Genomic DNA, 23472 nt, shown 5'->3' with positions numbered 1-23472 from the left:
TGTTCCCCTCCCGGTTGATTTTGGAGCAGGAAAATGGACGCAGCGGGCGACGAGAAGACAATGGAAAGCCTGTTGAGGCTGGACCAGCAGATATGTTTTGCCCTTTATGGCGCGGCGCACGCCTTCACGCGCGCCTATAAGCCGTTGCTCGACCCGATCGGGCTGACCTATCCGCAATATCTTGTCATGATGGCGCTATGGGAAAAGGAGACATCCACCGTCAAGGCGCTCGGCGAAATGCTGGGCCTCGATTCGGGCACGTTGTCGCCGCTGCTGAAACGGCTCGAACATGCGGGGCTGATCACCCGCAAACGCGGCACGGTGGACGAGCGGCAGGTGCTGGTGGCGCTGACGCCTAAAGGCGCCGACCTCAAGAAAGAGGGCGTGAAGATCATGGCGGCAATCGGCGGCGCCACCGGCTGCGGGCTGGAGGAACTGGCCCAGCTGCGGGACCGGGTGAATGCGTTGAAGGAAGGTCTTGCCAAGACTTGATTCATACCCGGCATCGATTCACAATCCGTTCGCCCCCCCATCTCGCTCAATAAGAGTGTGCAAATTATGGTATAATAATTTGGTCTATTTCGAGAATATACTCCATGAACTTGACGAGCTGCGAAAAGAAAACGAAACGGTTTTCCATTCGCGCGGCAAAATTGATAAAACTCCGGCAGGGCACCAATTGCGTTGGTGCCTTCAAAATATCAAATCAGCGACATTTACGGAAATTCCAGTATCGGATCACGTCACACATCTATACCTTCTCGAGCTAAATAAATTGCAAGACTTGAAAGGAATAGAGAGATTTGGAGAACTTAGATCGCTTTGGCTCTATGGTTGCGACGCCTTAAAGACTATCGATGGTATACAGGAATTAGATTTTCTCGAGACGTTGACAATATGGCCGTCATTTTCATCAACGATCACCCTCGATACGATCGAACCGGTGTCTGGATCAACATCGCTTAAAGCTTTTATTTTTTCAGGAAAATCCCGCGATGGAGGACTAGAGCCATTTTTTAAGCTCGAAAAATTGGAAAGAGCTTTTCTTTCAAATAGTTTTAACTGGGAGGAATTCGCACGTCTTGAGGCGAACCAGCCAAACATAAATTTTCCATGGAAAGGTGGCATCGTCTACGATGCAAATCCTTCAGTCCTGCGATGCTCGACCTGTCAAACAAATCTGGCGATGTTGACAGGCAAAGGTCTGAAGCCATGTTGCCCGGTGTGTGACCGGAACCGGATAGCGAAGCACCTGGCCAGATACTCGGAAGCTGCGAAGCTATCGAAAAGATCACCCACTTTTGGTGGGTGATCGAGAAGCTTGGTAAAAAGAGGCCGGATGGGCCTCTTTATTTTTACTGCCACACCACCACACGCGCCTTCTGCGGCACGCGGTCGTAAAGATCGATGACGTCCTGGTTCATCAGGCGCACGCAGCCGGAGGAGACGGCCTTGCCGATGGAGTTCCATTCCGGCGAGCCGTGCAGGCGGTAGAGCGTGTCCTTGCCGTTCTGGAAGATATAAAGGGCGCGCGCGCCGAGCGGGTTCTTCAGGCCGGGCGGCATGCCACCGTTCTTGGAAGAATATTTGGTGAGTTCCGGCTGGCGGGCGACCATTTCGTCCGGCGGGGTCCATTTCGGCCATTTCTGACGCCACTGGATGACGCCCTCGCCCGACCAGGCGAAACCTTCGCGGCCGATGCCGACGCCGTAACGCATGGCGCTGCCGCCCGGCTCCACCACGTAAAGGAAGCGCGAACGTGTATCGACGACGACGGTGCCGGGGCGTTCGCCGGTCGGATCGACAACCCGCTGGCGATAATAACGGCGGTCGATCTTCTGATAGGGCACGGCGGGAATGACGTAACCGCCATCCTCAACAGAGCCGTACATGACGGCCAGTTCCGCATCGCTGACGCCCGGCGAGAACATCTGCCGGAAATCGCTGCCGATGGTGCCTGCCTGCTGGCGGATGGCGCCTCCCGGACCGGATGAGGCACAGCCTGCGAGAAGCGAAGCGGAGGAGATGCCGAGAAGGGAAAGGAAGGTGCGTCTGGAAAAATCTGTGTCGGTACTTGTCATAAGGCCGGGTTGTCCCACATTTCGAACGGCTATACCGCCGTTGTACGTCATTTGTTCCGTTTCATGCGTATTGCGAAAATAGTTAACCGACCGCTAAAAGCCAGTCACAAGGCGCCGGCGGAATGGGTCTGGCAACTCTTTCTTTTAGAACGTGTTCAGATAACCACAATCTGCGCCCCTTGCGGCACACGCTCATAGAGATCGATCACATCCTGATTGAGCATGCGCACGCAGCCGGAGGACGTCGCCTTGCCCACGGATTGCCAGTCCGGCGTGCCGTGCACGCGGTACAGTGTGTCCTTGCCGTCCTTGAAAATATAAAGCGCGCGCGCGCCGAGGGGGTTGTTGAGGCCTGGCGTCATGCCGCCATTGGCAGCGGAGATGGAGGCGAGTTCCGGCTGACGCTTGACCATTTCATCCGGCGGCGTCCAGCGCGGCCATTTTGCCTTCCACTGGATCTTGCCGCGACCCGACCAGGCATAACCGTCGCGCCCCAGCCCAACGCCGTAACGGATCGCCTTGCCGCCGGACTGCACGAGATAAAGAAAATGCTGTTTCGTATCGACCACGATGGTGCCCGGCGCTTCCGCCGTCTGGTAGCTCACTTCCTGCCTGAGATAACGCGGATCGATGCGGCCATAGGGAATGGCCGGCAACGAGCGATCATCGTCGCGGATCGGGCCATATATGACCCGGTGCAGCGGATTGGAAACCGGCAGGCCATAAGCCATGGCCTGACCACGTCCCTGAGGGGCGTTATAACCTTGCACCTGTGGGGCTTGCAGCCCCTGCCCGCGCACTGGCGGACCGTATTCCTGATGGAAGCGGGTTCTGAACAGATCCGGCGGGCGCGTCGAAAGCTGGCCCGGCTGCGGCGGCAGTTCCGGCTGGCGATTGGAGCTGACGGAGTTGAAATTGAACACCGGCGCCGTTTCCCTGACGAAAACATCCGGGTCCATCCGGGTCGTATCCGTCACGAAAAGGCAACCGCCCAGCAGCGGCAGAACCGCAAGAGCCATCAGAGAGGCCGCCCGGCGACCATTTTTCAAAAGGAGTGCTATCATCTGAACCGCTTCATGGAATCCAATCTGCCGGCATGATGGACCCCGCGGCTGGCGCGAAGCTGGCGTCGTTTTTTCAAAAAAAATCGAAAAACCGCATTTTTCCTCTTGAAGCTCTAGTTGCTAGAGGTGCCAGATTGGCTGTCGAGTGGAATTCAGGAGCGAAACCATGAATATTTCGACACGCGGCAGTTTGAACGGAGCATCGGAGGACCTGACCTTTTCGGTCGGCGGCATGGATTGCGGCAGCTGCGCGGCGAAGATCGAAACCGCGCTCTCCCGCCTGCCCGGCGTCGGCGACGTCAAGGTTTCCGTCGCTCGCGAAAGGCTGAACCTTTCGTTGGCGGAGAACAAGACTCCGGTCGAAAAGATCGAGGATACGTTGCGCAAGCTCGGCTTCAAGCCCGCTCTGCTGCCGCGCGACAAAGCGCCTGCTGCAAAGGTCGAAGCCGATCATCATGATCATTCCTCCTGCGGCGGCCACCACCATGACGAGGCCGAAACGGGCGCGGACAAGAGCAACGCGCTGATCTTTTCAGTCGGCGGGATGGATTGCGGCAGCTGCGCGGCCAAGATCGAAACCGCGCTTTCCCGTTTGCCCGGCGTCGGCGACGTCAAGGTTTCGGTGGCCCGCGAAAGGCTGAACCTCTCGCTTGCCGAGAACAAGACCCCGGTCGACAAAATCGAGGATACGCTGCGCAAGCTCGGCTTCAAACCCGCTCTGCTGCCGCAGGAAAAGACCGCACGCGAAAAGACGCCGGATCATAAGCACGAACATGACCATGATCACGCGACATGCGGTGGCCATCACGATCACGACCATTCCGGGCATGATCACGCAGCACACGACCATTCGGGACACGAGCACCATTCCTGCAACGGGCATGACCACGATCACTCCGGCCATGATCATTCAGGTCACGATCACGGACACGACCATGCGGGCCACTCCCACGCTGCCGCGCCTGCCGCCGCAAGCCAGAGCGCCGAGATAGGGCACGCCCATGGCGCGGACGAAAAAGGTGCATGGTGGCGCACCGCCAAGGCGCGCAACACCTTCACCGGCACCATTCTGGTCGCGATTGCCTATGCGGCGGAACTGACCTTCCCGGCCTGGGGAAGTTACGCCTTCGTCGTCGCGACGCTCGCCACGCTTTTCCCCATCGCGAAGAACGCCGTCAACGCCGCCCGTTTCGGCGCGGTCTTCACCATTGAGATGCTGATGACGATTGCCGCCATCGGCGCGATCATCATCGGCGAGGCGGAAGAGGCGGCCATCGTCGTGCTGCTCTTCTCCGTCGGCGAATTGCTGGAAGGTTTTGCGGCCGCCCGCGCTCGCTCCGGCATCAAGGCGCTCGGTTCGCTCTTGCCAAAAACCGCGATGGTGGAGGAAAACGGATCGCTTCGGCAGATCTCCGCCGATCAGGTGCGCATCGGCCAAGTGGTCGTGGCGCGCCCCGGCGACCGTATCGCCGCCGACGGCGTAGTCATGGAAGGCCAGTCCAGCGTCGACGAATCGCCGATGACCGGCGAGAGCATTCCGGTCGCGAAAGAAAAGGGCGACCGAGTCTTCGCCGGCTCGATCAACCATGACGGTTCGCTGCGCATCCGTGTCGACCGCGCGCCGGAAGACAACACCATTGCCCGGATCATCACGCTGGTCGAGGAAGCGCAGGATGCCCGCGCCCCGACCGAGCGCTTCATCCAGAGCTTCTCGCGTTATTACATGCCGCTGATCGTCGCGATCTCGGTGCTGACCATCATCGTGCCGCCGCTTGTCGGTCTTGGTGACTGGGATACCTGGATTTATCGCGGTCTCGCGCTGCTCCTGATCGGTTGCCCCTGCGCGCTGGTCATCTCCGTTCCCGCGGCGATTGCCTCCAGCCTTTCGGCTGCGGCGCGCCACGGCATGCTGGTGAAAGGCGGCGCTGTCATCGAGATGCTGGCGCGCACCGAAACCGTCGCCTTCGACAAGACCGGCACGCTGACGCTCGGTGAGCCCGTCGTGACGGATGTGATCGCGCTTGACGGCAACGAGGCCGAACTGATTGCGCAGGCCGCGACCATCGAAAACGAGTCGAGCCACCCGCTCGCCCGCGCCATCGTCAATCATGCCGAAAAGGCCGGCGTGAAGCCCCTGCCCGGCTCCAACATCAAGGCGATTTCCGGTCGCGGCATGCAGGGCACTGTCGGCGGCAAGGAGCTGTTCATCGGCGCACCGCGCTTTGCGACTGAGGTCGGAACGCTCTCGAAGGACCTTTCCGATCGCATTTCCGCGCTGGAAAGCGAAGGCAAGACGGTGGCTGTCGTGATGACCGGCGGCGCGGCAAGCGGCCTCTTCGCCATGCGCGACGAGCCGCGCAAGGATGCGGCCGAAGGTGTGAAAGCGCTGAAGGATATGGGCATTTCCTCGCTGATGCTGTCGGGCGACAATGCCCGCACCGCACGCGCCATCGGCAACAAGCTGGGCCTTGAGGCGCGCGGCGAACTGCTGCCGCAAAACAAGGTCGAGGAAATCCGCAAGCTGGCCGAAAAGAAAACCGTTGTCATGGTGGGCGACGGCATCAACGATGCCCCTGCCCTTGCTGCCGCCAGCGTCGGTGTCGCCATCGGTTCCGGTACGGATGTGGCGATGGAGGCGGCGGATGCGGCGCTGATGCGCAACAATGTCGGCGACGCCGCGCGCCTCATCGGCCTGTCACGCGCCACCATGAGCAATATCCGCCAGAACGTAACCATCGCGCTAGGTCTGAAAGCGGTCTTCCTGGTGACCACCGTAACCGGCGTTTCAGGCCTGTGGCTCGCCGTTTTCGCCGACACCGGCGCGACGGTTCTGGTCACCGCCAACGCTATGCGGCTGCTCGGCTATTTCAACCGCAAGGGCTGAAATTCCATTTGCGTGCACGACGGCCGGGCCTCGTCCATCGAGGCCCGGCCGTCTTATTTACGGCATATTGACAAACTAATTGCGTCCAATACATACCGCGTACCGCCGTTTTCCACGCGCGTGACAAACGATTCCACGCGCAGGAGCGCTGACATTGGCAAAGACTGGCTATAACCGCATTGCGTATCGCGCGATCAAAATCGGCGGCAATATCGTGAAGGTTATTTTCTCCATCGATCTGTTTTTGCGGCCCGGCAGAAGAAAAACGCTTCCGCAGTATCGGCCCGCCAGGCGCAGCCCGAAATCGGAAAAAGCCATTCCCCGCATCATCTGGCAGACCAATTACTCCAACCGGGTAACGACGCCGATCTATGCGAATTTCCTGTTCAACCGTTGGCTGACGCCGGAATTCGAATATCGCTATCATGATGACGAGGCATGCCAGGCCTATATCGACCGGCATTTTCCCGGACGTTACGCCGATGCCTTCCGCCGCCTGCAGGTGGGCGCCGCCAAGGCCGATTTCTGGCGTATTCTGGTGCTTCTGCAGGAAGGCGGCATCTATCTCGATATCGATTCCAATTTTGCGGCTCGCCCGGAAGATGTGATCGGCACGGATGAAGAAGCCGTTTTCATTGCCATGAAAGACGGCGAAATCACAAATTACTTCATGGCATCAAAACCCGGCCACCCGGCGCTCAGGCTGATAGCCGATCGTATTGCCCAGAATATCGAAGACGGGACGCTCGTCAGCGTCTATGACATGACCGGCCCGACGGTGGTGCATGCCGTCGTCAAGGAACTGGGCCTGCCTGTCCGCAATTACCGCGAAATGTGTACCCAGGGGCAGTTCACCAACAAGCGCGCCCAATATGCCGACAAGAAGGACGGCGCATGGTGGGCGGAGCAGGCCAAAACCGCAATCGTCAAAAACTAGCGGCGGCCTTTCTGCTGGAGGCGAAACTGGCGCCTCAGGCGAAACTGTTGAAAAAGCGGATGCTTTCCTCGACCGCATGCGGCACAACACCATTATGGGTGCCGGGCAAGAGCTTTTTGTCGACCTTGAAACCCGATGTCAGGGCGCGATCCACGAAAAGCTGGTGATCGGCATCGAAAGGCCGTTCCTCCGTGCCCCGCAAAAGCAGCGCCGGACATTTGAGGCTGGGGCCGAAACAGACGGAGGAGCGCATGATGAATTCGCGCTCGTCGGTCTCGTCGAAACAGATCTCGTCGCTATAGCGGTTGAAATAACGCCAGGAACTGACGCCGGCGGAGATGGGTGCTGCGGCGCGAAACGTCCGGCTCATCGCGGCCAGAAGCGTCAGCGTGCCGCCATTGGAATGGCCGGCGATGAAGAAGCGGTTTCTGTCGATGCCGGGAAGATTTTCCAGATAGGCGGCGGCGGCCAGCGCATCCGTCGTTTCGTCGTAAAAACCGGAATAATTGCCGCTCTGGCCGTTTTCACCACGGAAGGATGGCAGAAGCACGACATAGCCCGCTTCCCAATAGGGCTTCATCAGCGCCCAATGGCCGTCCCCGGTGGCGTTGCCGCCGTGGAGGAAAAGAACGGCGGGCTTTAGCGTTTTTGAGGGCTGGTAGCGGGAGAGCCACGCGACAAGCGCAATGGAACCGTCCGGCCCGCCCGGATAGGTGATCCGTGTCGCCCCGGGCGGCGTGCCGAGCGCGGAAGATTTTTCCGGTGCCGGCATTTTTCGCAGGAGATGGGTGTGGAAATGCCGACGCGCCACCGCATAATCCTGCCGCTCCAGCGGCAGCACCTCTGGCGCAGCAATGCCCGCTTTCGCACGGGGTGGTAAAAATGCGGACGCTGACAGCCCCATGGCGCCGGCCACAAAGCTTCGCCGCGTCAGGCCTGGCGAGATGGCGCCGCTCTTTTCCTGTCCGAAGGCTTGGGAAAGAAAGCGTTTGTCTGCCATATGGTCACCTGCGGGGGATGGTTACTAGAGCAGTTCAACACTGCGGCTGGAGGCTGTCCAATCACGGATTCGCGAATGACAACAATGTATTCGCAGCCATCATGGCAATTTCGGGACAGCGTCTCTCCGTTCCTGCGCCTGCCGCGGGGGATGAGGGACGGTCAAGGCGCCTTTACCCTTCCACGCCGTCGATCATCGCCACCAGAGTCGAGAGCCTGTCCGCCTCCGCCGGCACCTTGTCGGCGCGAAGCCGCGAAATGCGCGGGAAGCGCATGGCCACGCCGGATTTGTGGCGGGTGGAGCGGTTGATGCCTTCGAAGGCCACCTCCAGCACGAAACCGAAATCCGGCGTCGCGCGCACCGCCCGCACCGGGCCGAAACGCTCGACGGTGTTGTCGCGCACGAATTTGTCCAGCACCTCCAGCTCCGCATCGGTGAAGCCGAAATAGGCCTTTCCGACCGGCACCAGCTGTTCGCCATCCTCGCCTTCCGCCCAGACGCCAAAGGTGAAATCGGAATAATAGCTCGATCTTTTGCCGTGGCCGCGCTGAGCATACATCATGACGGCGTCGATATTATAAGGATCGCGTTTCCACTTGAACCAGGGGCCCTTGGCGCGCCCGGCCTGGTAGGTGCTGTCACGGCGCTTGATCATGACGCCCTCGATCACAGGATCGGGCGGTGCGGCACGAAGCGTATCGAGTTCCTGCCAGCTGGAAAAGCCAATCAGCGGCGAGAGGTCGAAGCGATCATGCGGCGCGTGCTCGATAATATCCGAGAGGCGGCCGCGGCGCTCCATGTAGCTTTCGGCGCGAATATCGTTCTCGCCCTCGAACAGCAGGTCATAGGCGCGAATGAAGGCGGGATAATCATCCAGCATCTTCGCAGTCACCGTCTTGCGGTTCAGCCGCTGCTGCAAGTCGGAAAAGGTGCGGGTGAGATTGTTGGAGCGCGACGTGCCTCCAATCAGCAATTCGCCATCCATCACGCCTTCGAAATCGATTGCCTCCAGAACATCGGGAAAGGCGGCGGAGATATCGTCGCCGGAGCGGGAATAGAGTTTTCGCGTGGCGCCGGCGCGGGACAATTGCACGCGAATACCGTCCCATTTCCATTCGGCGGCATAGTCGGCCGGGTCCAGCGCATCGAGATCGCCATCGGAAACCGGCGTCGCCAGCATGACCGAATGGAAAATGGCGGGCGTGGCCAGAACCGGCCGCCCGGACTTCCCCTCAAGCCACGCGAAAAGCGGCGTATAGGGCGGCGTCAGCCCGTGCCAGAGGGTTTCGATCTCGGTGATGTCTTTGCCGGCAAAATCCGCCAGCGCCTGCCGTGCCAGCCGCGCCGAAACGCCGATGCGCAGGCTGCCGGTTGCGAGTTTGAGGAAAGCGAAACGCGAGGACGTATCGAGCCTATCCAAGAGGTCGCGCACCGCGCCGCGCACCTCGGTACGCCCCAGCGAATTCATCAACGTTACGACCTCTCCGAGGCGCGGATCCTGCGCCTCGGCGTCATCCGCGCCACCGATATTGCCCCAGACCAGCGAGATGGTCTCGGCAAGATCGCCGACATAATCATAGGAATAACGAAACAGCACCTCGTCCATCCGCTCCATGACCAATTCGCGCAGCATGGCCGGCTTGACGCTCTTGAGGTCCAGCGTGCCGGCAATCGCCGCCAGACCGTAACCCCGGTCGGGATCGGGCGTATCGCGGAAATAATCGGTGAGCAGCTTCAGTTTCCCGTTGCGCGACGGGGTGAGAACGAGACGGTCGAGCAGCGTGGCGAAGGCTTTCATCTCAGTCCCCCTCATCCTCGTAACCGACAAGATGCAGCGGCTTGGCGGCAATACCCTGCAATTGACACCAGCGCACCAGCGCCTCCTCACGGCCATGGGTGACCCAGACGGCCTGCGGGGAAATTTCCTTGATCGTCTCCAGCAGTTCCGGCCAGTCGCAATGGTCGGAGATCACCAGTGGCAGCTCTACTCCGCCCTGCTTCGCCCTCTGCCGCACCATCATCCAGCCGGACGCGAAGGCGATCAGCGGTTCGTTGAAGCGCCGTGCCCAGCGTTCCTGAAAGGCGGAGGGCGGGCCGACGACGATCGCGCCCTTGAAGGCGGAGGGATCGCTTTTTTCGAGCGTCGCGGGGCGCAGATCGCCGAGATCGATGCCCTGCGAGACGTAATAATCACACAGCCGTGCCAGCGCGCCGTGAATATAAATGGGATCGGAATAACCGTTGTCCCGCAAAAGCCGGATGACGCGCTGCGCCTTGCCCAGCGAATAGGCGCCGACGAGGTGGGTGCGGTCGGGAAACTGTTTGATGGAGGTGAGCAGCTTGGCCGTTTCCACGCGCGGCAGCGGATGATGAAACACCGGCAGGCCGAAGGTGGCCTCTGTGATGAATACATCGCAGGGCACCGTCTCGAAGGGCGCGCAGGTGGGGTCCACGCCGCGCTTGTAGTCTCCCGAGGCGACGATGCGCATCCCGTTCATTTCCACGGAGATTTGCGCCGAACCCAGCACATGGCCTGCTGGATGGAAACCGACGGTAACGCCGTTTACCTCCACCCTTTCGCCGAATGCGACCGCCTGCTCGCTGCCGCAAAAATCCTCGCCATAACGGATGCGCATTATATCCAGCGTCTGGCGCGTGGCCAGCACCGCGCCATGGCCGGCGCGGGCGTGGTCGGAATGACCGTGGGTGATGAGCGCCCGCGCCACCGGGCGGACGGGATCGATATAAAAATCACCCGCCGGGCAATAAAGGCCCTTGGGCGTGGAATTCAACAGCTGTTCCGGCTTCATATTCATTGAGATAGGGCCGCCCGCGCGAATCTAAAGTGCTGCGAGCATAACGCGGAACGTGCATTAAATTTCCAGCGGCGGTGTTTTTGTTGTGTAGGACCGTGATGGTGAAACACATTGCACGGCCCGTCCTTTCCCTCATTATGCGCTCGTCACAGGGATGAAGGTATGGTGAGCAACGTGAACAAGGCGCATCAATCCCATCGAACCGTATTGCGTGACGGCCTTTACTCCCCCGCCCCTTCGGCCGGCTTCGCCTCAACCGCCGCCGGTAGCCGCACCGGCTTCAGCATCAGCGCCGCGGCAAGGCCGATGGCGGCGGTTGCGGCGGCCGCGAAGAACAGCGGCGTAAAAGCATCCGAGTAGAGCGCGGCGACGGCGGCCTGTGAGGCGGCGGGGAGTTCGGAGAGGATTTTCGGCGTCAGTTCCTCGATCTTGCCGACACCGGGAATATTGACCGCGACGCCTTTCAGGCTCGAGGACACGATGGCGCCATAGACAGAAATGGCAATCGCCGCGCCGCCCATGCGGGTCAGCGTCACCGCGCCGCTCGCCGCGCCGATATCCGCCTTGGGCGCGGAATTTTGCACGCCGATGATCGGCGCCTGCTGGCCGAGCCCGACAGCAAAGCCTTGTGCCAACATGAGGACCGCAATCATCCAAAGCGGCGTTCCGGCATGCATCTGCGTGAAGAGCAGCATGGCGATGACGTTGATGATAAGGCCCGCCACAGAGAAGGGCTTGTAGACGCCGGTGATCGAAATCAGCCGTCCGGCCGAAAGCGAGCCCATGACGATGCCGCCGGTGACGGCGATGAAGAACAGGCCGGCATGGGAAGGCGAAAGCCCGGTGGTGGTCTGCAGGAACAGGGCATAATAATTGACCATGCCGATGCCGATGCCGCCGCTGGTCAGCGAGACGATCATCAAGAGCGGAAAGGTGCTGTCCTTGAAGAGCCTGAGCGGCACCACCGGTTCCGGCGCGCGGCGTTCCACCTGCACCCAGAGAAAAGCGGCGATGACGGCGAAAGCGATAATGCCGAGACTGGGGGCTGCGACGAGCGAGCCGAACAATTCGCTGCTGTCAGCCCAGAAGACCACGCTGGCAATGGTGGCCGCCAAAAGGACCGCGCCGAGATAATCGATCTTCGGCTGGCGCGCCGGGCGGCGGTAAGGCAGCATCAATGCCAGCCCTGCAATGACGATGATGCCGAGCGGCAGGTTAATGAGGAAGATTGACCGCCAGCCGAACAGGTCGCTCATCGTACCGCCGAGGATCGGGCCGACACTGCCTGACGCCATGATGGTGAGGCTGGAATAGCTCTGGTAGCGGGCGCGTTCACGCGGCTCGAACAGATCTGCATTGACGGAAAAGATCGAGACCATGATGCCGCCGCCGCCAAGCCCCTGCAACACGCGGGCGGCAATCAGGCTGTCCATCGACCATGCCAGCCCGCAGGCCAGCGAACCCAGCGTGAAGATGACGACCGCCGCGATCATCACATATTTGCGGCCGAACAGATCGCCGAGCTTGCCATAGACAGGCATGACAGCACTGGTCGCCAGCAGATAGGCCGAGCCGATCCAGCCGAAACGCTCCAGCGCGCCGAATTCACCGACAATGGTGGGAAGCGCTGTCGATACGATCTGGTTATCGAGAGTTGCCATGAACATGGCCAGCATCAGGAACAGAAAGACGATGAGCCTGCGCCGATGATCCGACACAAGCGGCGCCACGGGGGCGGTGGACATATCCATGAAAAATCTCGTTGGCTACGGCGGTTTTGCTACGGCAATTTGTGTGCTATCAGCACATATATGTCAATGGCAAGTTTTTGACATCCATGTTATTCGCGCTAAATGTGATCGCGAACTGGCAATGAAAGGAACGGCAAAGCGTGGCGAGCGAGGAAAACTGGAACGAGGATCTGCCCGAGGACATCAAGCGGATCGGCAATACGATGACGCGCATGCGCATCATGATCGGCCGCCGCATCATCGGCCGCATGGCGCTTGCCAAGCTCGCTCCGGGTCTTGAACTCTCCCATATAGACGTTCTCGACATTCTGCGCCGCACCGAAGGCGATGTTACCGTGGGTGCGATTGCCGAGGGCATGCGCATCGATCCCTCACGCGGTAGCCGGGTGGTGGCGGATATGGTGGGACGCGGCCTGCTGAAACGCAGCGTTTCCCAGGAAGACGGCCGCCGCAGCATTGTCGAGATTACGCCGCTCGGCACCAGCCTTTTGCAGGAAATGCGCCGGACCAAGATGAGCGTCATCGAGGACGTGATGGATGGCTGGCCGGCAGAGGATGTGGAGACATTCGCCCGCCTGTTCGAACGCTTTATCGACCGTTTCGAATATCGCCTGTCACCGGATACGGACTTATTCGCGGATCAGAAAAAATCATAGTTGGCCCAAGGATCTGCAACTTCACTTTAAAGCGACGAAACCGTAACGTGCGGCGCATCGAACTGGTCAAGGGGTAATTTCGATGTTGACGATTTACGGTGTCTACCGTTCCCGCGCCACGCGCACGCTGTGGCTTGCGGGTGAACTGGGCATAGAATTCAAGCATGTGCCCGTCATACAGGCCCGCCGCCTTGCCGATCCGCTGGCTGCGGATGCGCCGCTCAACACGCTGTCTCCCACATTTCTCGCCGTCAACCCGATGGGTACCATTCCCTGCATTGAGGATGACGGCATGGTGCTTTACGAATCCATGGCCATCAATCTCTACCTTGCCCGCAAATATGGCGGACCGCTTGCGCCGGTCGATCTGAAGGAAGATGCGGCGATGCTGCAATGGTCCTTCTTCGCCGCCACCGAAATCGAGACCAATTCGCTGAAGATTTCCTCCGCCATCGCCGAGGGCCTGTCGGAAAGCGATACTGGTAAGGCTGTTATCGACGTCGCCGCCCGCCTGCTGAAGCGCCCCTTCCGGGTGCTGGAGCAGCATCTCGCCACCCATGATCATCTGGTGGGAGACCGTTTCACCGTGGCCGATCTCAACGCGGCGGAAATCGTTCGTTACGCGCAGGGCCACAAACCGCTGTTCGATGCCCATCCGGCGCTGAAAGCCTGGCTGGATCGTTGCCAGGCCCGCACGGCGTTCAAGACCATGTGGGACAGCCGGGCCGCCGAGGCGGCTTGACACGAGCTTTGGGCGCGGACTGGAGACGTCCCTCCGTACTCAACGTCATCCTCTGGCTTGTCCCGAGGATCCAACCACGTCAAATAAAATCAATACGTTGCAGATCCTCGGGACAAGCCCGAGGATGACGACAGTAACTATTAACCCCTCTCGCCCGCAAGCGCCCGCTGCACCGCCGGCCGGTCGTTCATGCGGCGGAAATGGTCGTGCACCTTCGGGAAGCGGGCAATATCCACGCCGTCGCTTTCCAGCCAGCCGGACATGACGAAAAGATAGGGATCGGCAACCGAATAAGCGGTGCCCAGAACCCATGGGCCGTGCAGCATGCCATGTTCGATCAGTTCGAAGCACTCGCCCATGGTCTGCGGCACTTTCGCCTTCATATCGGCCAGCGAACTTTCCTCATTCGCCCAGCGGCTGCCCCGCCGGCCGTGGGCATGGGCGACATGCACCGTCGAAGAAATGAAGGAGTTGAAGGACTGCATCAACGCGAATTCGAAGGGATCGTCGAGCGGGGCGAGTTTCTTCTCAGGCGCCATCTGGGCGATGAAGGCGAGGATGGCGGGCGTCTCCGTCAGCACGCCGCTTGCCGTTGCCAGCGCCGGCACGCGGCCCTTGGGATTGATCTTTAAAAATGCCTCGGAGCGTTGCTCGCCTTCCGCAAAATTGACGCGGTGGGCCTTGTAAGGCAGGCCGGATTCCTCAAGCACGATATGGCTGGCGCGGGAACAGGAACCGGGAGAAAAAAACAGTGTGAACATGGGTATGCGACCTCCAAAGCAATGAAGCGCCCGTTTCTTCCTCGTACGGACGCCGACCCGCGGCGACCAAGGGATGGCCGTCACACGCAGGGCGCACCATCATCGTGCCGGCAAACGGCCGCGTCAAAGGTTATTTAGAGACCGACGACCCTGACATCGCCGACATGGATGCCGTTCCAGTTGCGCATCTGCCGGTTCGCCATGCCGCTCAGTGCCTGTTGTTCGGCGCTGCCTTCATCGAAATGGCGGGCGAGCAATGCCGAAACCATGGCTTCTGCCGCACGCGTCGTGCCGTCTTCGCATTTCACCGCCATGGCGATGCCCTTTGCCGGCAGAGCGGCGATGAAGACGCCCTCCGCGCCGGTCTTTGCGAAGATTTTTCCCGGCGCGATCTGCATCAGCTTCGTGCAGGCGCGGCCAGTGCCCGCCACGTAAAAGGGTTCAGCCATGCAGGCCTCGATGAGACGACGCGAGGCTTTCGCACGGCCCGGTTCCAGCCCCCTGCCCGTCGCCATTTTCGCGAAACCATGGGCCAGCCCCTTGAGCGGCACGGCATAGGTGGGGATGGAGCAGCCGTCCACGCCGCAATTGTCATGGCCGAGAGTAGCACCCGTCAGGCTTGCCATCGTGGCGCGGATTTCCTGCTGCAGCGGATGATCGTAACCGACATAACCCTCTGGGTCAGTGCCAGCGTGGCAACAGGCGCAGATGAAACCGGAATGTTTGCCGGAGCAATTATTGTGAAGCGCCGTCGGCTTTTCCAGCGTGCGGGCCTGATGGATGATGGTTTTCTGGTCGGAAGACCAATGCGCGCCGCATTCCAGCGTATCCACGTCCCTGCCCGCCTTCGCCAGCATCGAAGCGGCGAGTTCCACATGCGCGTCCTCGCCGGAATGGGAGGAACAGGCAAGTGCGAGTTCGCGGCTGCCGAACTGATAGGCATCCGCAGCACCGCTTTCCACCAGCGGCAGCGCCTGCATGGCCTTGCAGGCGGAACGCGGAAAGATGCCGCGCTCAATATCGCCAGCCGAAAACAGCACGCCGCCATCGCCATCCACCACCACGGCAAGACCATGATGGCGGCTTTCGACCAGATTACCCCTGGTGACTTCGACGGTAACGGAATTGTTCATTTTTGCGGCCTCAAAAAATTCTGATTTCATGTGGTTGATACCGCAATTGATTTTTCGATGCACGGGGCTATCAGTGAAATTTGCAAAACGTCTGCTGCTGGCGATTGCCGTTATCTATCTGCTTCCCGCGCTGGCATCGGCCGGCCTGTGGGCCATGAAGGACCATCCGCGCGGCTGGAATGCCGCGAGATGGTCGTCCTCCGGCATGCTGCCGGCCGCGTCCAGCAACAGAGAAGCCGCCGTCTACGTCTTTTCCGCCATGACCGGCGGTTTCAAGGGCTCGGTCGCCAGCCATGCCTGGGTCGTGCTGAAAAAGCCGGACGCCACAAATTATGACCGTTATGACAAGGTGGGCTGGGGCACGCCGATCCGCCACAACGGTTATGCGGCGGATGCCTACTGGTATTCCAACATGCCGCGTCAGGTGGTGGCCATTCACGGCGCGGAAGCGGAAAAGCTGATCCCGAAGATCGAAAAGGCGATTGCCGACTATCCCTACGGCAAGCCGGGCGGCTATCGCATCTATCCCGGCCCCAACTCCAACACCTTCGTCGCCCATGTGCTGCGCAGCGTGCCGGAACTCGGCGTCGTGCTGCCGCCGGATGCGGTCGGTCGCGATTATCTGCCGGACGGCGCGTTTTACCACATCGCCGACGACTGGAAGGATGTAAGCGTTTCGCTTGGCGGCCTGTTCGGCGTTTCGGCGGGTGCCCGCAGCGGTCTCGAGGTGAATTTTCTCGGCCTTGTCGCCGGCATCGATTTCAGCCGGCCCGGCGTAAAGATACCGGGGCTCGGTTATTTCGGCGTGGCGGGCATCCGCGCGTAAACGGTTACGTTTCGCTGGCCTGAGCGGCGCGTCGGGCGCGGATGCTCTGGGCGATGAAGACCCGCGACAGGCCATGATAAAGCGGCTCGCGGGAGAAAAGCCGCGATGTCAGATATCCCAGCATCGATGCGGCCATGATGGGCATGACGCCTTCATGATTGCCAGTCATTTCAAGGATAATGACAAAGGCCGTCATCGGCGCCTGCACCACGCCCGCAAAATAACCCGCCATGCCGACGATGGCGCCAAGGCCGATGCTGGTGCCAAGCAAGGTGGCCATGGTGCTGCCGAAACCCGCGCCCACGGACAAGGACGGCGCGAAAATGCCGCCGGGAATGCCCGAGATCATGGCAAGGAACGTCGCCGCCAGTTTTTCGATGAAGAAGAAGGTAGGCGCGGCCTCGCCCTCGATTGCGGCACGCGCCTGTTCGTAACCGGTTCCGAAGGTGGCGCCTCCAGACACTATTCCGATTGCCGCGGAGGCAAGGCCGCAGGCCGCCGCCACTGCCAGCATCCGCTTTAACGGCATGGTCTGGGCGAAACGGCGGATGCGCGCAGATAGGCGCAGGGCGCCAGAGCTGAAAAGAGCGCCAAATGCACCACCGCCGACACCGCAGACGAGCACCAGCAGCCAGTCCATCGTCGTTTTCGCCATGACCGAGCTGGTGCCGAAATAGGTATAGCTGCCGACCAGAGCCAGCGAGGCAAGGCCCGACAGGATGACGGCAGTGAGAACCAGACCATTGGCGCGGGATTCATAGGTCTTGCTCATTTCCTCGATGGCGAAGACGATGCCCGCAAGCGGCGTGTTGAAGGCCGCCGCAATGCCTGCCGCCGAACCGGCGAGAATGAGGCCCTTCGCCTGCGCCATGCCGCCCCAGCGGGCTGCCTGCAGCATGATCGAAGCGCCAACCTGAACGGTCGGGCCTTCACGGCCTATGGACGCGCCGGAGAGCAGACCGGCGACCGTCAGCACCACCTTGCCGAAAGCGAGCTTCAGCGACAGAAGCCGCGAACGGTCCGCATCTTCCCGCAGGTGCCGCGCAGCGATGGCCTGCGGAATGCCGCTACCGCCGGCATTGGGAAAAACCGTGATCGCGAGCCAGGCGCAGAGCGTGAAGCCGAGCGGCGTGATGATGAGCGGCAGCAGAAACGCCCATTCCCCCGATGAGGTTGCCGCGAAGAAAAGGTGCTGGGCCCGATCCGCCGCCCAGGCAAAAGCGACGCTGATAAGGCCAACCGCAATCGCACCTATCCAGAAAACCGCCCTCGGCCTCCACACCCGCCATGAGCCCCAGACGACACGGGAACGGCGGAGCATCTTCAGCTTTTTGTAATCGGCGGGCATGGCAATCCGGATCGGTAATTGGTGTTCAAGGCGGGTGTTCGTTATCGGCCTCCCGGACGGTGATTGCAAGTTTTGCATTTGACAATTCCATCCAGCCGGGTCAAGTTGCGCATCGCAATTGCAACGCAAGGAGATGCAACATGAAAACGGCGACACTTCCCTCGCTGCGGGTGACGGCCGATTTTCGCGAAGCAGCGGAAAGCGTGCTGAAGGATGGCGAGACGCTCTCCTCTTTCGTTGAAGATTCCGTACGACGGCAGGTAGAAATCCGTAAATCGCAGGCGGAGTTCATTGCGCGGGGCTTGGCTTCGCTAGAAGAGGCTGAACGAACAGGCGTGTACTATACGACCGACGATGTCCTCTCGATGATGGAACGGAAGCTCGATGCGGCAAAGGCTGCAAAGCGCAAATGACATATTCGCTTCGCTATACCCAGGAAGCGTTAGATGACTTTGATCGCATTTATGATTTTCTGATTGTTTACGATATCGATGTCGCGGACAAGGCGATCCGCGCTGTCAGGGCGGGCCTCGAGATTTTGACCGACTTCCCGTTCAGCTGCCGCAAGGCATCCCCTGACAACAGCCTGATACGCGAACTCCTCATACCTTTCGGCTCATCAGGCTATATCGTGCTGTTTCGCATCGACAGCCCGGAAACCGTCACAATAGCCGCCGTTCGCCACCAGCGCGAGGATGATTATCATTGATTCTCACCGGTCGCTGACGGCCGCACGCGGGTTCGCCCACGGCTCCTGATTGGAGCGGGGCAGCGGGGTTTTGCCGAGAATATGATCAGCGGCTTTTTCGCCCGTCATGATCGAGGGGCCGTTGAGGTTGCCGTAGGTCACGTGCGGGAAGATCGAGCTGTCGGCAACGCGCAGTCCTTCGACGCCGATCACGCGGCACTCGGGATCGACCACCGCCATCGGATCGTTTTTGTCGCCCATCCGGCAGGTGCCGCAGGGGTGATAGGCGCTTTCCAGATGCTCGCGCAGAAAGGCATCGATCTGCTCGTCGGTCTCGATATTCTCACCCGGCTGGATTTCCGGGCCACGGAATTCGTCGAATGCTTTCTGGCCAAAGATTTCCCGCGTCAGGCGCACGCAATGGCGGAATTTCTCCCAGTCTTCGGGATGGCTCATATAGTTGAAACGAATGACCGGATCATCCGTCGGATCGGCGGAGCGAAGCGTGACATTGCCGCGCGATTTCGACAGGTTGTAACCCACATGCGCCTGGAAACCATGGCTTTTCGCTGCCGCCTTGCCGTCATACGAAATCGCGACGGGCAGAAAATGATATTGGATATCAGGCTGTTTCAGGCCGGGTGCGGAGCGCAGGAAGGCGCAGGCCTCGAACTGGTTGGAGGCGCCGAGCCCGCCTTTCGACAACAACCATTGCGCACCGGCTACGCCCTGCCAGAACCATGGCAACCATGAATAAAGCGAGACCGGCTTGGTGGAGACCTGCTGGAAATAAAACTCCATATGATCCTGAAGATTGGCGCCGACACCGGGACGATCCGCCTTCACCTCGATGCCCATGTCTTTCAGATGCGCGGCAGGGCCGATGCCCGACAACATCAGCAGTTTCGGCGAATTGAAGGAGGATGCGGACACGATGACTTCACGACCGGCCTTGATGGTTTCCACCACGCCCCTTCGCTCGATCTCGACACCCACGGCACGACCGTTCTCGATGACGATCTTGCGGGCGAAACCGTTGACCAACGTGACATTGCCGCGCTTCAGCGCCGGTTTCAGATAGGCGTTGGCGGCGGACCAGCGGCGGCCATTATGGATGGTCTGCTCCATCAGGCCGAAACCCTCCTGCTTGGAGCCGTTATAATCGTCGGTCAGTTCGAAACCGGCCTGCGCGCCGGCCTGAATGAAGGCGTGAAACAGCGGATTGTTGACCGGCCCGCGCTGTACATGCAGCGGCCCTTCCGTGCCGCGCCAGCCCTCCTCACCGCCGTGGCTGTGCTCCATGCGCTTGAAATAAGGCAGCACATCCGCATAGGCCCAGCCATGCGCGCCAAGCTCTTCCCAGCGATTGAAATCCTCCGCATGGCCGCGCACGTAAACAAGGCCGTTGATGGAGGACGAGCCGCCGATGACTTTTCCGCGCGGGGCGGTGATGCGGCGATTATTGAGATTGGGCTCTGGTTCGGAGAGATAACCCCAATTGTAGCGCTTCATGCTCATCGGCCAGGCGAGAGCCGCCGGCATCTGGATGAAGGGGCCGAAATCGGAACCGCCGGCCTCGACGACGATGACGGAATAGCGGCCATCTTCCGACAGGCGATAGGCGATGGCGGAGCCTGCGGAACCGGAGCCGACGATGACGTAATCTGCTTGCATTTCGAAACATCTCCAGAATGAACATCTGCGCCTGTGGCTTCACCCCCCCTCTGTCCTGCCGGACATCTCCCCCTCAAGGGGGGAGATCGATCTGCGGCGAGGTCGCGCCCATCTCAACGTTAGCGAATGAAGTGGTGGTGGCGCCGCTTGCCGATTTTCCCCCTTGAGGGGGAGATGCCCGGCAGGGCAGAGGGGGGTGAAGCCCCACGCACCGCCCCATCAATAAGGCGCGTCCACCTTCCCCGTGCTCACATAAACCGTCTTCAACTCGCTATAATGCTCCAGCGCCGCCGCCGAATTCTCGCGTCCGAAGCCGGATTGTTTCGAGCCGCCGAAGGGAATTTCCACCGGGCAGAGATTGTACGTGTTGATCCACAGCGTCCCCGCCTCCAGCTGATCCACCACACGGTGAGCGCGGGCGAGATCAGCGGTGAAGACGCCGCCGGCGAGGCCGAACTCGGTGGCGTTGGCGCGGGCGAGAACCTCTTCTTCGTCGTCAAAATCCAGCACGCACATGACTGGGCCGAAGATTTCTTCACGGGCAATGGTCATGTCGTCGGTCACATCGGCAAACACGGTCGGCTGAACATAGGCGCCCTCGCCCGCGACATTGTTGGGAATGCCGCCGCCGGTGATGAGGGTCGCGCCTTCCGCCTTGCCCTTCTCGATATAGGAAAGCACTTTCTCCTGCTGGGCCTTGGAGACCAGCGGGCCGAGATGAGTGGCGTAATCGAGGGGATCGCCGAGGATCATCGCCTCAGTGCGCTTTTTCAGGTTTTCGAGGAAACGTTCCTTCGCCTTTTTCTGCACGAAGACACGCGTGCCATTGGAGCAGACCTGGCCGGAGGAATAGAAATTGCCGAGCATGGCCCCGCCGACAGCGCTTTCGATATCGGCATCGTCGAAAACGATCATCGGCGACTTGCCGCCGAGTTCCATCGTCACATGTTTCAGATGCCCGGCGGCGGCGGCAGCCACCTTGCGGCCGGTCGGGACTGAGCCGGTGAGCGAAACCTTGGCGACATCCGGGTGGTTGACGAGCAGCGGCCCGGTATCACGATCCCCCTGAATGACGTTGAACAGGCCCTTTGGCAGACCGGCTTCGATGAGGATTTCGGCGATCTTCAAGGCGCCAAGCGGGGTGTTTTCCGAGGGCTTGAAGACCATGGCGTTGCCGGCGACCAGCGCAGGCGCGGCCTTCCAGCAGGCGATCTGCTGCGGATAGTTCCACGCGCCAATGCCAACGCAGACGCCGAGCGGCACGCGCTTGGTATAGGCGAAATCGCCACCGAGGGGGATGTAATCGCCATTCAGAGCCGAAGGCGCGATGCCGCCGAAAAATTCGAAGGCATCCGCACCCGAGGTCGGGTCGGCGACGATGGTTTCCTGAATGGGTTTGCCGGTATCCAGCGTTTCCAGCGTGGAAAGCGCATCGTTGCGTTCGCGCATGATATCGGCGGCGCGCTTGAGGATGCGACCGCGGGCCATGGGGCTCATCGCCGCCCATTCCTTCTGGGCGCGCTTGGCCGAAGCGATGGCGCGCTCGACGATGGCGGGTGTTGCCGCATGCAGCCTTGCAATCACCTCGCCCGTCGCAGGGAAGATGCTTTCGAACGGCGTACCGGTCTTGTCCTCGACATAGTCCCCGTCGATGAAATGCGAGGCTTTCGGCTGCGCCCTGAGCGGCGTGGCGATGGTCATGTCGAAGTCTCCTAGAGAATACGGACGGACGGCTTGGCGCGCTGTCCATCGGGAAAAGATTTGAGCTGCGTGTCGAAATAGTCCTCGACGAGCGCCGGCGCGGAAGCGAGGCCGAGCGGCGCGGAACGCAGGCTGTGCCTGATATAAAGCCCGTCGATCAGTGCCGCCGCCCCTTCCGCAATGCGCGCGGCATCATCGGGCGGGCAGAGCCGGTTGAGGCTCGCCATGAGGTTGGAGCGCAGGCGGCGGGAATAAAGGACCAGCAGGCGGCGGGTTTCTTCCGAGCGCTGCGCCTCGACATAAAAGGCAAGCCACGCCGCCACCGTTTCCGGCGTGAACTGGTCGCTCTGGAAGGAAACATGCACGATGGCGCTCAGCTTTTCGCGCGGACCGGAGGCGCGGATCAATGCCGCCACGGCATCACGCCTCAGATCGCGCAGCAGGCTGCGAATGGTTTCCAGAAGCAGCTGCTGCTTGCTGCCGAAATAATGATGCGCAAGGGCCGCCGACACGCCCGCTTCCCGGGCGATGTCGGACATTGTCACATTCAGCGAACCATGGTGACCTATGGTGCGCAGTGCCGCATCCACCAGCGCCTTGCGGCGCAAAGGCTCCATTCCGATCTTGGGCATAAGCGTCTCCTTGATGGCGGGCAAAATATTCTTGATTGATCAATCAATCAATAAAAAACGCGCCATTTTTTGTCGCTGATTTGCGATAGATCATATTTTCTGCCGCCGGGGAGCTTTAGGTTGCCGCTTATCCGCCCAGCATGGCGAGCCACGCCGCCGCCCGGCTCACGCGGGAAAAACTAAACCGTGATTTACTGCGAATTGGGAATGGAACGCGTTTCGTGCTAATATTGATGACGATATAAATTTCGCTGGAAGCGGCGCCAGACGAAAGACGATAAAAACGCCCGCCATAGACCACGACGGCACCCGATCCCATACATCGAAAGACCGTTCGCAGTGTTTAAAGAAGGGAGTGATATCATGCCAATGGTGACAGTGTCGATTTCCCCGGAACAGGCAGCAAGAATGCGCGAGGCCGTGAATTGCGGCGCTTACGCATCCGGCAGCGAGGTCGTCAGGGCAGCGCTGAGACTATGGGCTGCCTCCGCCGAACATGGCGTCGGCGCAACGTCGACCGAACCTGTCGAAGCGGACCGGGAACGCATGAATGTTGCGGAACTTTATGCCGCACACACCGGGCATATCCGCCGGGCATAAGGCCCGGCGTAACAACCTTCCATATTGAAAGGGTTGTAACAAAACGTTCATCAAAGCTTCACAGTCGTGAAAGCTTTTGTTGACCTGTAATCTGCGATTGTTCGCCGCAAAAGAGACGGGTTCCCGATGGCGCATTCCATACGGCGCGCCACCAAAGGGACCGGCAACAGCGGAGAAA

Annotated in this window: 22 protein-coding genes; 10 read left to right on the top strand and 12 right to left on the bottom strand. The window is 60.4% G+C overall.

From position 1 onward, the window contains the following. Positions 1 to 33: 33 nt before the first annotated feature. Positions 34 to 492: a MarR family winged helix-turn-helix transcriptional regulator gene (locus O9X91_RS21015; protein ID WP_142912391.1), complete on the top strand. Its 459-nt coding sequence runs from the start codon at positions 34 to 36 to the stop codon at positions 490 to 492. 79 nt (positions 493 to 571) lie between these two features. Then, positions 572 to 1312, top strand: coding sequence for a hypothetical protein (locus tag O9X91_RS21010; protein ID WP_142912390.1), 741 nt, complete (start codon positions 572 to 574; stop codon positions 1310 to 1312). A gap of 43 nt (positions 1313 to 1355) precedes the next feature. Here O9X91_RS21010 and O9X91_RS21005 read toward each other — a convergent pair whose 3' ends face one another. Both O9X91_RS21005 and O9X91_RS21000 read right to left on the bottom strand, forming a co-directional pair. After that, complete coding sequence (locus O9X91_RS21005; RefSeq protein ID WP_142912389.1) at positions 1356 to 2081, bottom strand: L,D-transpeptidase; 726 nt, start codon at positions 2079 to 2081, stop codon at positions 1356 to 1358. Positions 2082 to 2236: 155 nt separating this feature from the next. After that, positions 2237 to 3145 carry a L,D-transpeptidase gene (locus O9X91_RS21000; protein ID WP_137409924.1) on the bottom strand — a complete coding sequence of 303 codons (909 nt, stop codon included), beginning with the start codon at positions 3143 to 3145 and terminating at the stop codon, positions 2237 to 2239. Positions 3146 to 3311: 166 nt separating this feature from the next. On the opposite strand from O9X91_RS21000, the gene O9X91_RS20995 reads away from it, so the two are divergent. Continuing rightward, positions 3312 to 6029 carry a heavy metal translocating P-type ATPase gene (locus tag O9X91_RS20995; RefSeq protein ID WP_142912388.1) on the top strand — a complete coding sequence of 906 codons (2718 nt, stop codon included), beginning with the start codon at positions 3312 to 3314 and terminating at the stop codon, positions 6027 to 6029. A 154-nt stretch (positions 6030 to 6183) separates the two neighbouring features. Continuing rightward, the gene (locus O9X91_RS20990) at positions 6184 to 6966 is read left to right on the top strand and encodes a glycosyltransferase family 32 protein (protein ID WP_162520407.1); all 783 of its coding nucleotides are present in this window, start codon (positions 6184 to 6186) and stop codon (positions 6964 to 6966) included. 34 nt (positions 6967 to 7000) lie between these two features. Here O9X91_RS20990 and O9X91_RS20985 read toward each other — a convergent pair whose 3' ends face one another. From O9X91_RS20985 to O9X91_RS20970, 4 genes are all read right to left on the bottom strand, one after another. Continuing rightward, complete coding sequence (locus tag O9X91_RS20985; protein WP_269833737.1) at positions 7001 to 7966, bottom strand: alpha/beta hydrolase family protein; 966 nt, start codon at positions 7964 to 7966, stop codon at positions 7001 to 7003. 172 nt (positions 7967 to 8138) lie between these two features. Beyond that, a complete protein-coding gene (locus tag O9X91_RS20980) occupies positions 8139 to 9764 on the bottom strand; it encodes a cisplatin damage response ATP-dependent DNA ligase (protein WP_137409922.1) in 1626 nt (541 codons plus the stop codon). Position 9765: 1 nt separating this feature from the next. Beyond that, positions 9766 to 10776: a ligase-associated DNA damage response exonuclease gene (locus O9X91_RS20975; RefSeq protein ID WP_162520441.1), complete on the bottom strand. Its 1011-nt coding sequence runs from the start codon at positions 10774 to 10776 to the stop codon at positions 9766 to 9768. A gap of 227 nt (positions 10777 to 11003) precedes the next feature. After that, positions 11004 to 12533 carry an MDR family MFS transporter gene (locus O9X91_RS20970; protein WP_269833736.1) on the bottom strand — a complete coding sequence of 510 codons (1530 nt, stop codon included), beginning with the start codon at positions 12531 to 12533 and terminating at the stop codon, positions 11004 to 11006. 140 nt (positions 12534 to 12673) lie between these two features. Between O9X91_RS20970 and O9X91_RS20965 the strand changes: the two genes are divergently transcribed. After that, entirely contained in the window at positions 12674 to 13189 is a 516-nt protein-coding gene (locus O9X91_RS20965) for a MarR family winged helix-turn-helix transcriptional regulator (RefSeq protein WP_077982761.1), read from the top strand. Positions 13190 to 13271: 82 nt separating this feature from the next. Next, positions 13272 to 13931, top strand: coding sequence for a glutathione S-transferase family protein (locus O9X91_RS20960; protein ID WP_269833735.1), 660 nt, complete (start codon positions 13272 to 13274; stop codon positions 13929 to 13931). 140 nt (positions 13932 to 14071) lie between these two features. Here O9X91_RS20960 and O9X91_RS20955 read toward each other — a convergent pair whose 3' ends face one another. Both O9X91_RS20955 and O9X91_RS20950 read right to left on the bottom strand, forming a co-directional pair. Continuing rightward, positions 14072 to 14692: a glutathione S-transferase family protein gene (locus O9X91_RS20955; RefSeq protein ID WP_077982763.1), complete on the bottom strand. Its 621-nt coding sequence runs from the start codon at positions 14690 to 14692 to the stop codon at positions 14072 to 14074. A gap of 134 nt (positions 14693 to 14826) precedes the next feature. Beyond that, positions 14827 to 15825: an asparaginase gene (locus O9X91_RS20950; protein ID WP_269833734.1), complete on the bottom strand. Its 999-nt coding sequence runs from the start codon at positions 15823 to 15825 to the stop codon at positions 14827 to 14829. A 73-nt stretch (positions 15826 to 15898) separates the two neighbouring features. Between O9X91_RS20950 and O9X91_RS20945 the strand changes: the two genes are divergently transcribed. Continuing rightward, the gene (locus tag O9X91_RS20945; RefSeq protein WP_162520405.1) at positions 15899 to 16651 is read left to right on the top strand and encodes a DUF3750 domain-containing protein; all 753 of its coding nucleotides are present in this window, start codon (positions 15899 to 15901) and stop codon (positions 16649 to 16651) included. 4 nt (positions 16652 to 16655) lie between these two features. Here O9X91_RS20945 and O9X91_RS20940 read toward each other — a convergent pair whose 3' ends face one another. Beyond that, positions 16656 to 17999, bottom strand: coding sequence for a chloride channel protein (locus tag O9X91_RS20940; protein WP_269833733.1), 1344 nt, complete (start codon positions 17997 to 17999; stop codon positions 16656 to 16658). A gap of 140 nt (positions 18000 to 18139) precedes the next feature. Between O9X91_RS20940 and O9X91_RS20935 the strand changes: the two genes are divergently transcribed. Both O9X91_RS20935 and O9X91_RS20930 read left to right on the top strand, forming a co-directional pair. Next, a complete protein-coding gene (locus O9X91_RS20935; RefSeq protein ID WP_142912384.1) occupies positions 18140 to 18412 on the top strand; it encodes a YlcI/YnfO family protein in 273 nt (90 codons plus the stop codon). Next, a complete protein-coding gene (locus O9X91_RS20930) occupies positions 18409 to 18708 on the top strand; it encodes a type II toxin-antitoxin system RelE/ParE family toxin (RefSeq protein WP_142912383.1) in 300 nt (99 codons plus the stop codon). The genes O9X91_RS20935 and O9X91_RS20930 overlap by 4 nt, the downstream gene beginning before the upstream one ends. Before the next feature lie 3 nt (positions 18709 to 18711). Here O9X91_RS20930 and betA read toward each other — a convergent pair whose 3' ends face one another. From betA to betI, 3 genes are all read right to left on the bottom strand, one after another. Further along, positions 18712 to 20361, bottom strand: a complete 1650-nt coding sequence (betA, locus tag O9X91_RS20925) for a choline dehydrogenase (RefSeq protein WP_142912382.1) — start codon at positions 20359 to 20361, stop codon at positions 18712 to 18714. A 219-nt stretch (positions 20362 to 20580) separates the two neighbouring features. After that, positions 20581 to 22062, bottom strand: coding sequence for a betaine-aldehyde dehydrogenase (betB, locus tag O9X91_RS20920; RefSeq protein WP_142912381.1), 1482 nt, complete (start codon positions 22060 to 22062; stop codon positions 20581 to 20583). A gap of 11 nt (positions 22063 to 22073) precedes the next feature. Further along, on the bottom strand, positions 22074 to 22694 hold the full coding sequence (gene betI / locus O9X91_RS20915; protein ID WP_077983026.1) for a transcriptional regulator BetI: 621 nt from the start codon (positions 22692 to 22694) through the stop codon (positions 22074 to 22076). Positions 22695 to 23057: 363 nt separating this feature from the next. Here betI and O9X91_RS20910 point away from each other — a divergent pair, with 363 nt between their 5' ends. Beyond that, complete coding sequence (locus O9X91_RS20910) at positions 23058 to 23294, top strand: ribbon-helix-helix domain-containing protein (protein ID WP_077982768.1); 237 nt, start codon at positions 23058 to 23060, stop codon at positions 23292 to 23294. Positions 23295 to 23472: the final 178 nt, after the last annotated feature.

Origin of the sequence: Agrobacterium salinitolerans (genome assembly GCF_027498475.1) — a bacterium.
GTDB classification, from domain to species: Bacteria; Pseudomonadota; Alphaproteobacteria; order Rhizobiales; family Rhizobiaceae; genus Agrobacterium; species Agrobacterium salinitolerans.
The sequence above is the reverse complement of the archived record's forward strand: the minus strand, read 5'-3'. Positions and strand labels throughout refer to the sequence as shown.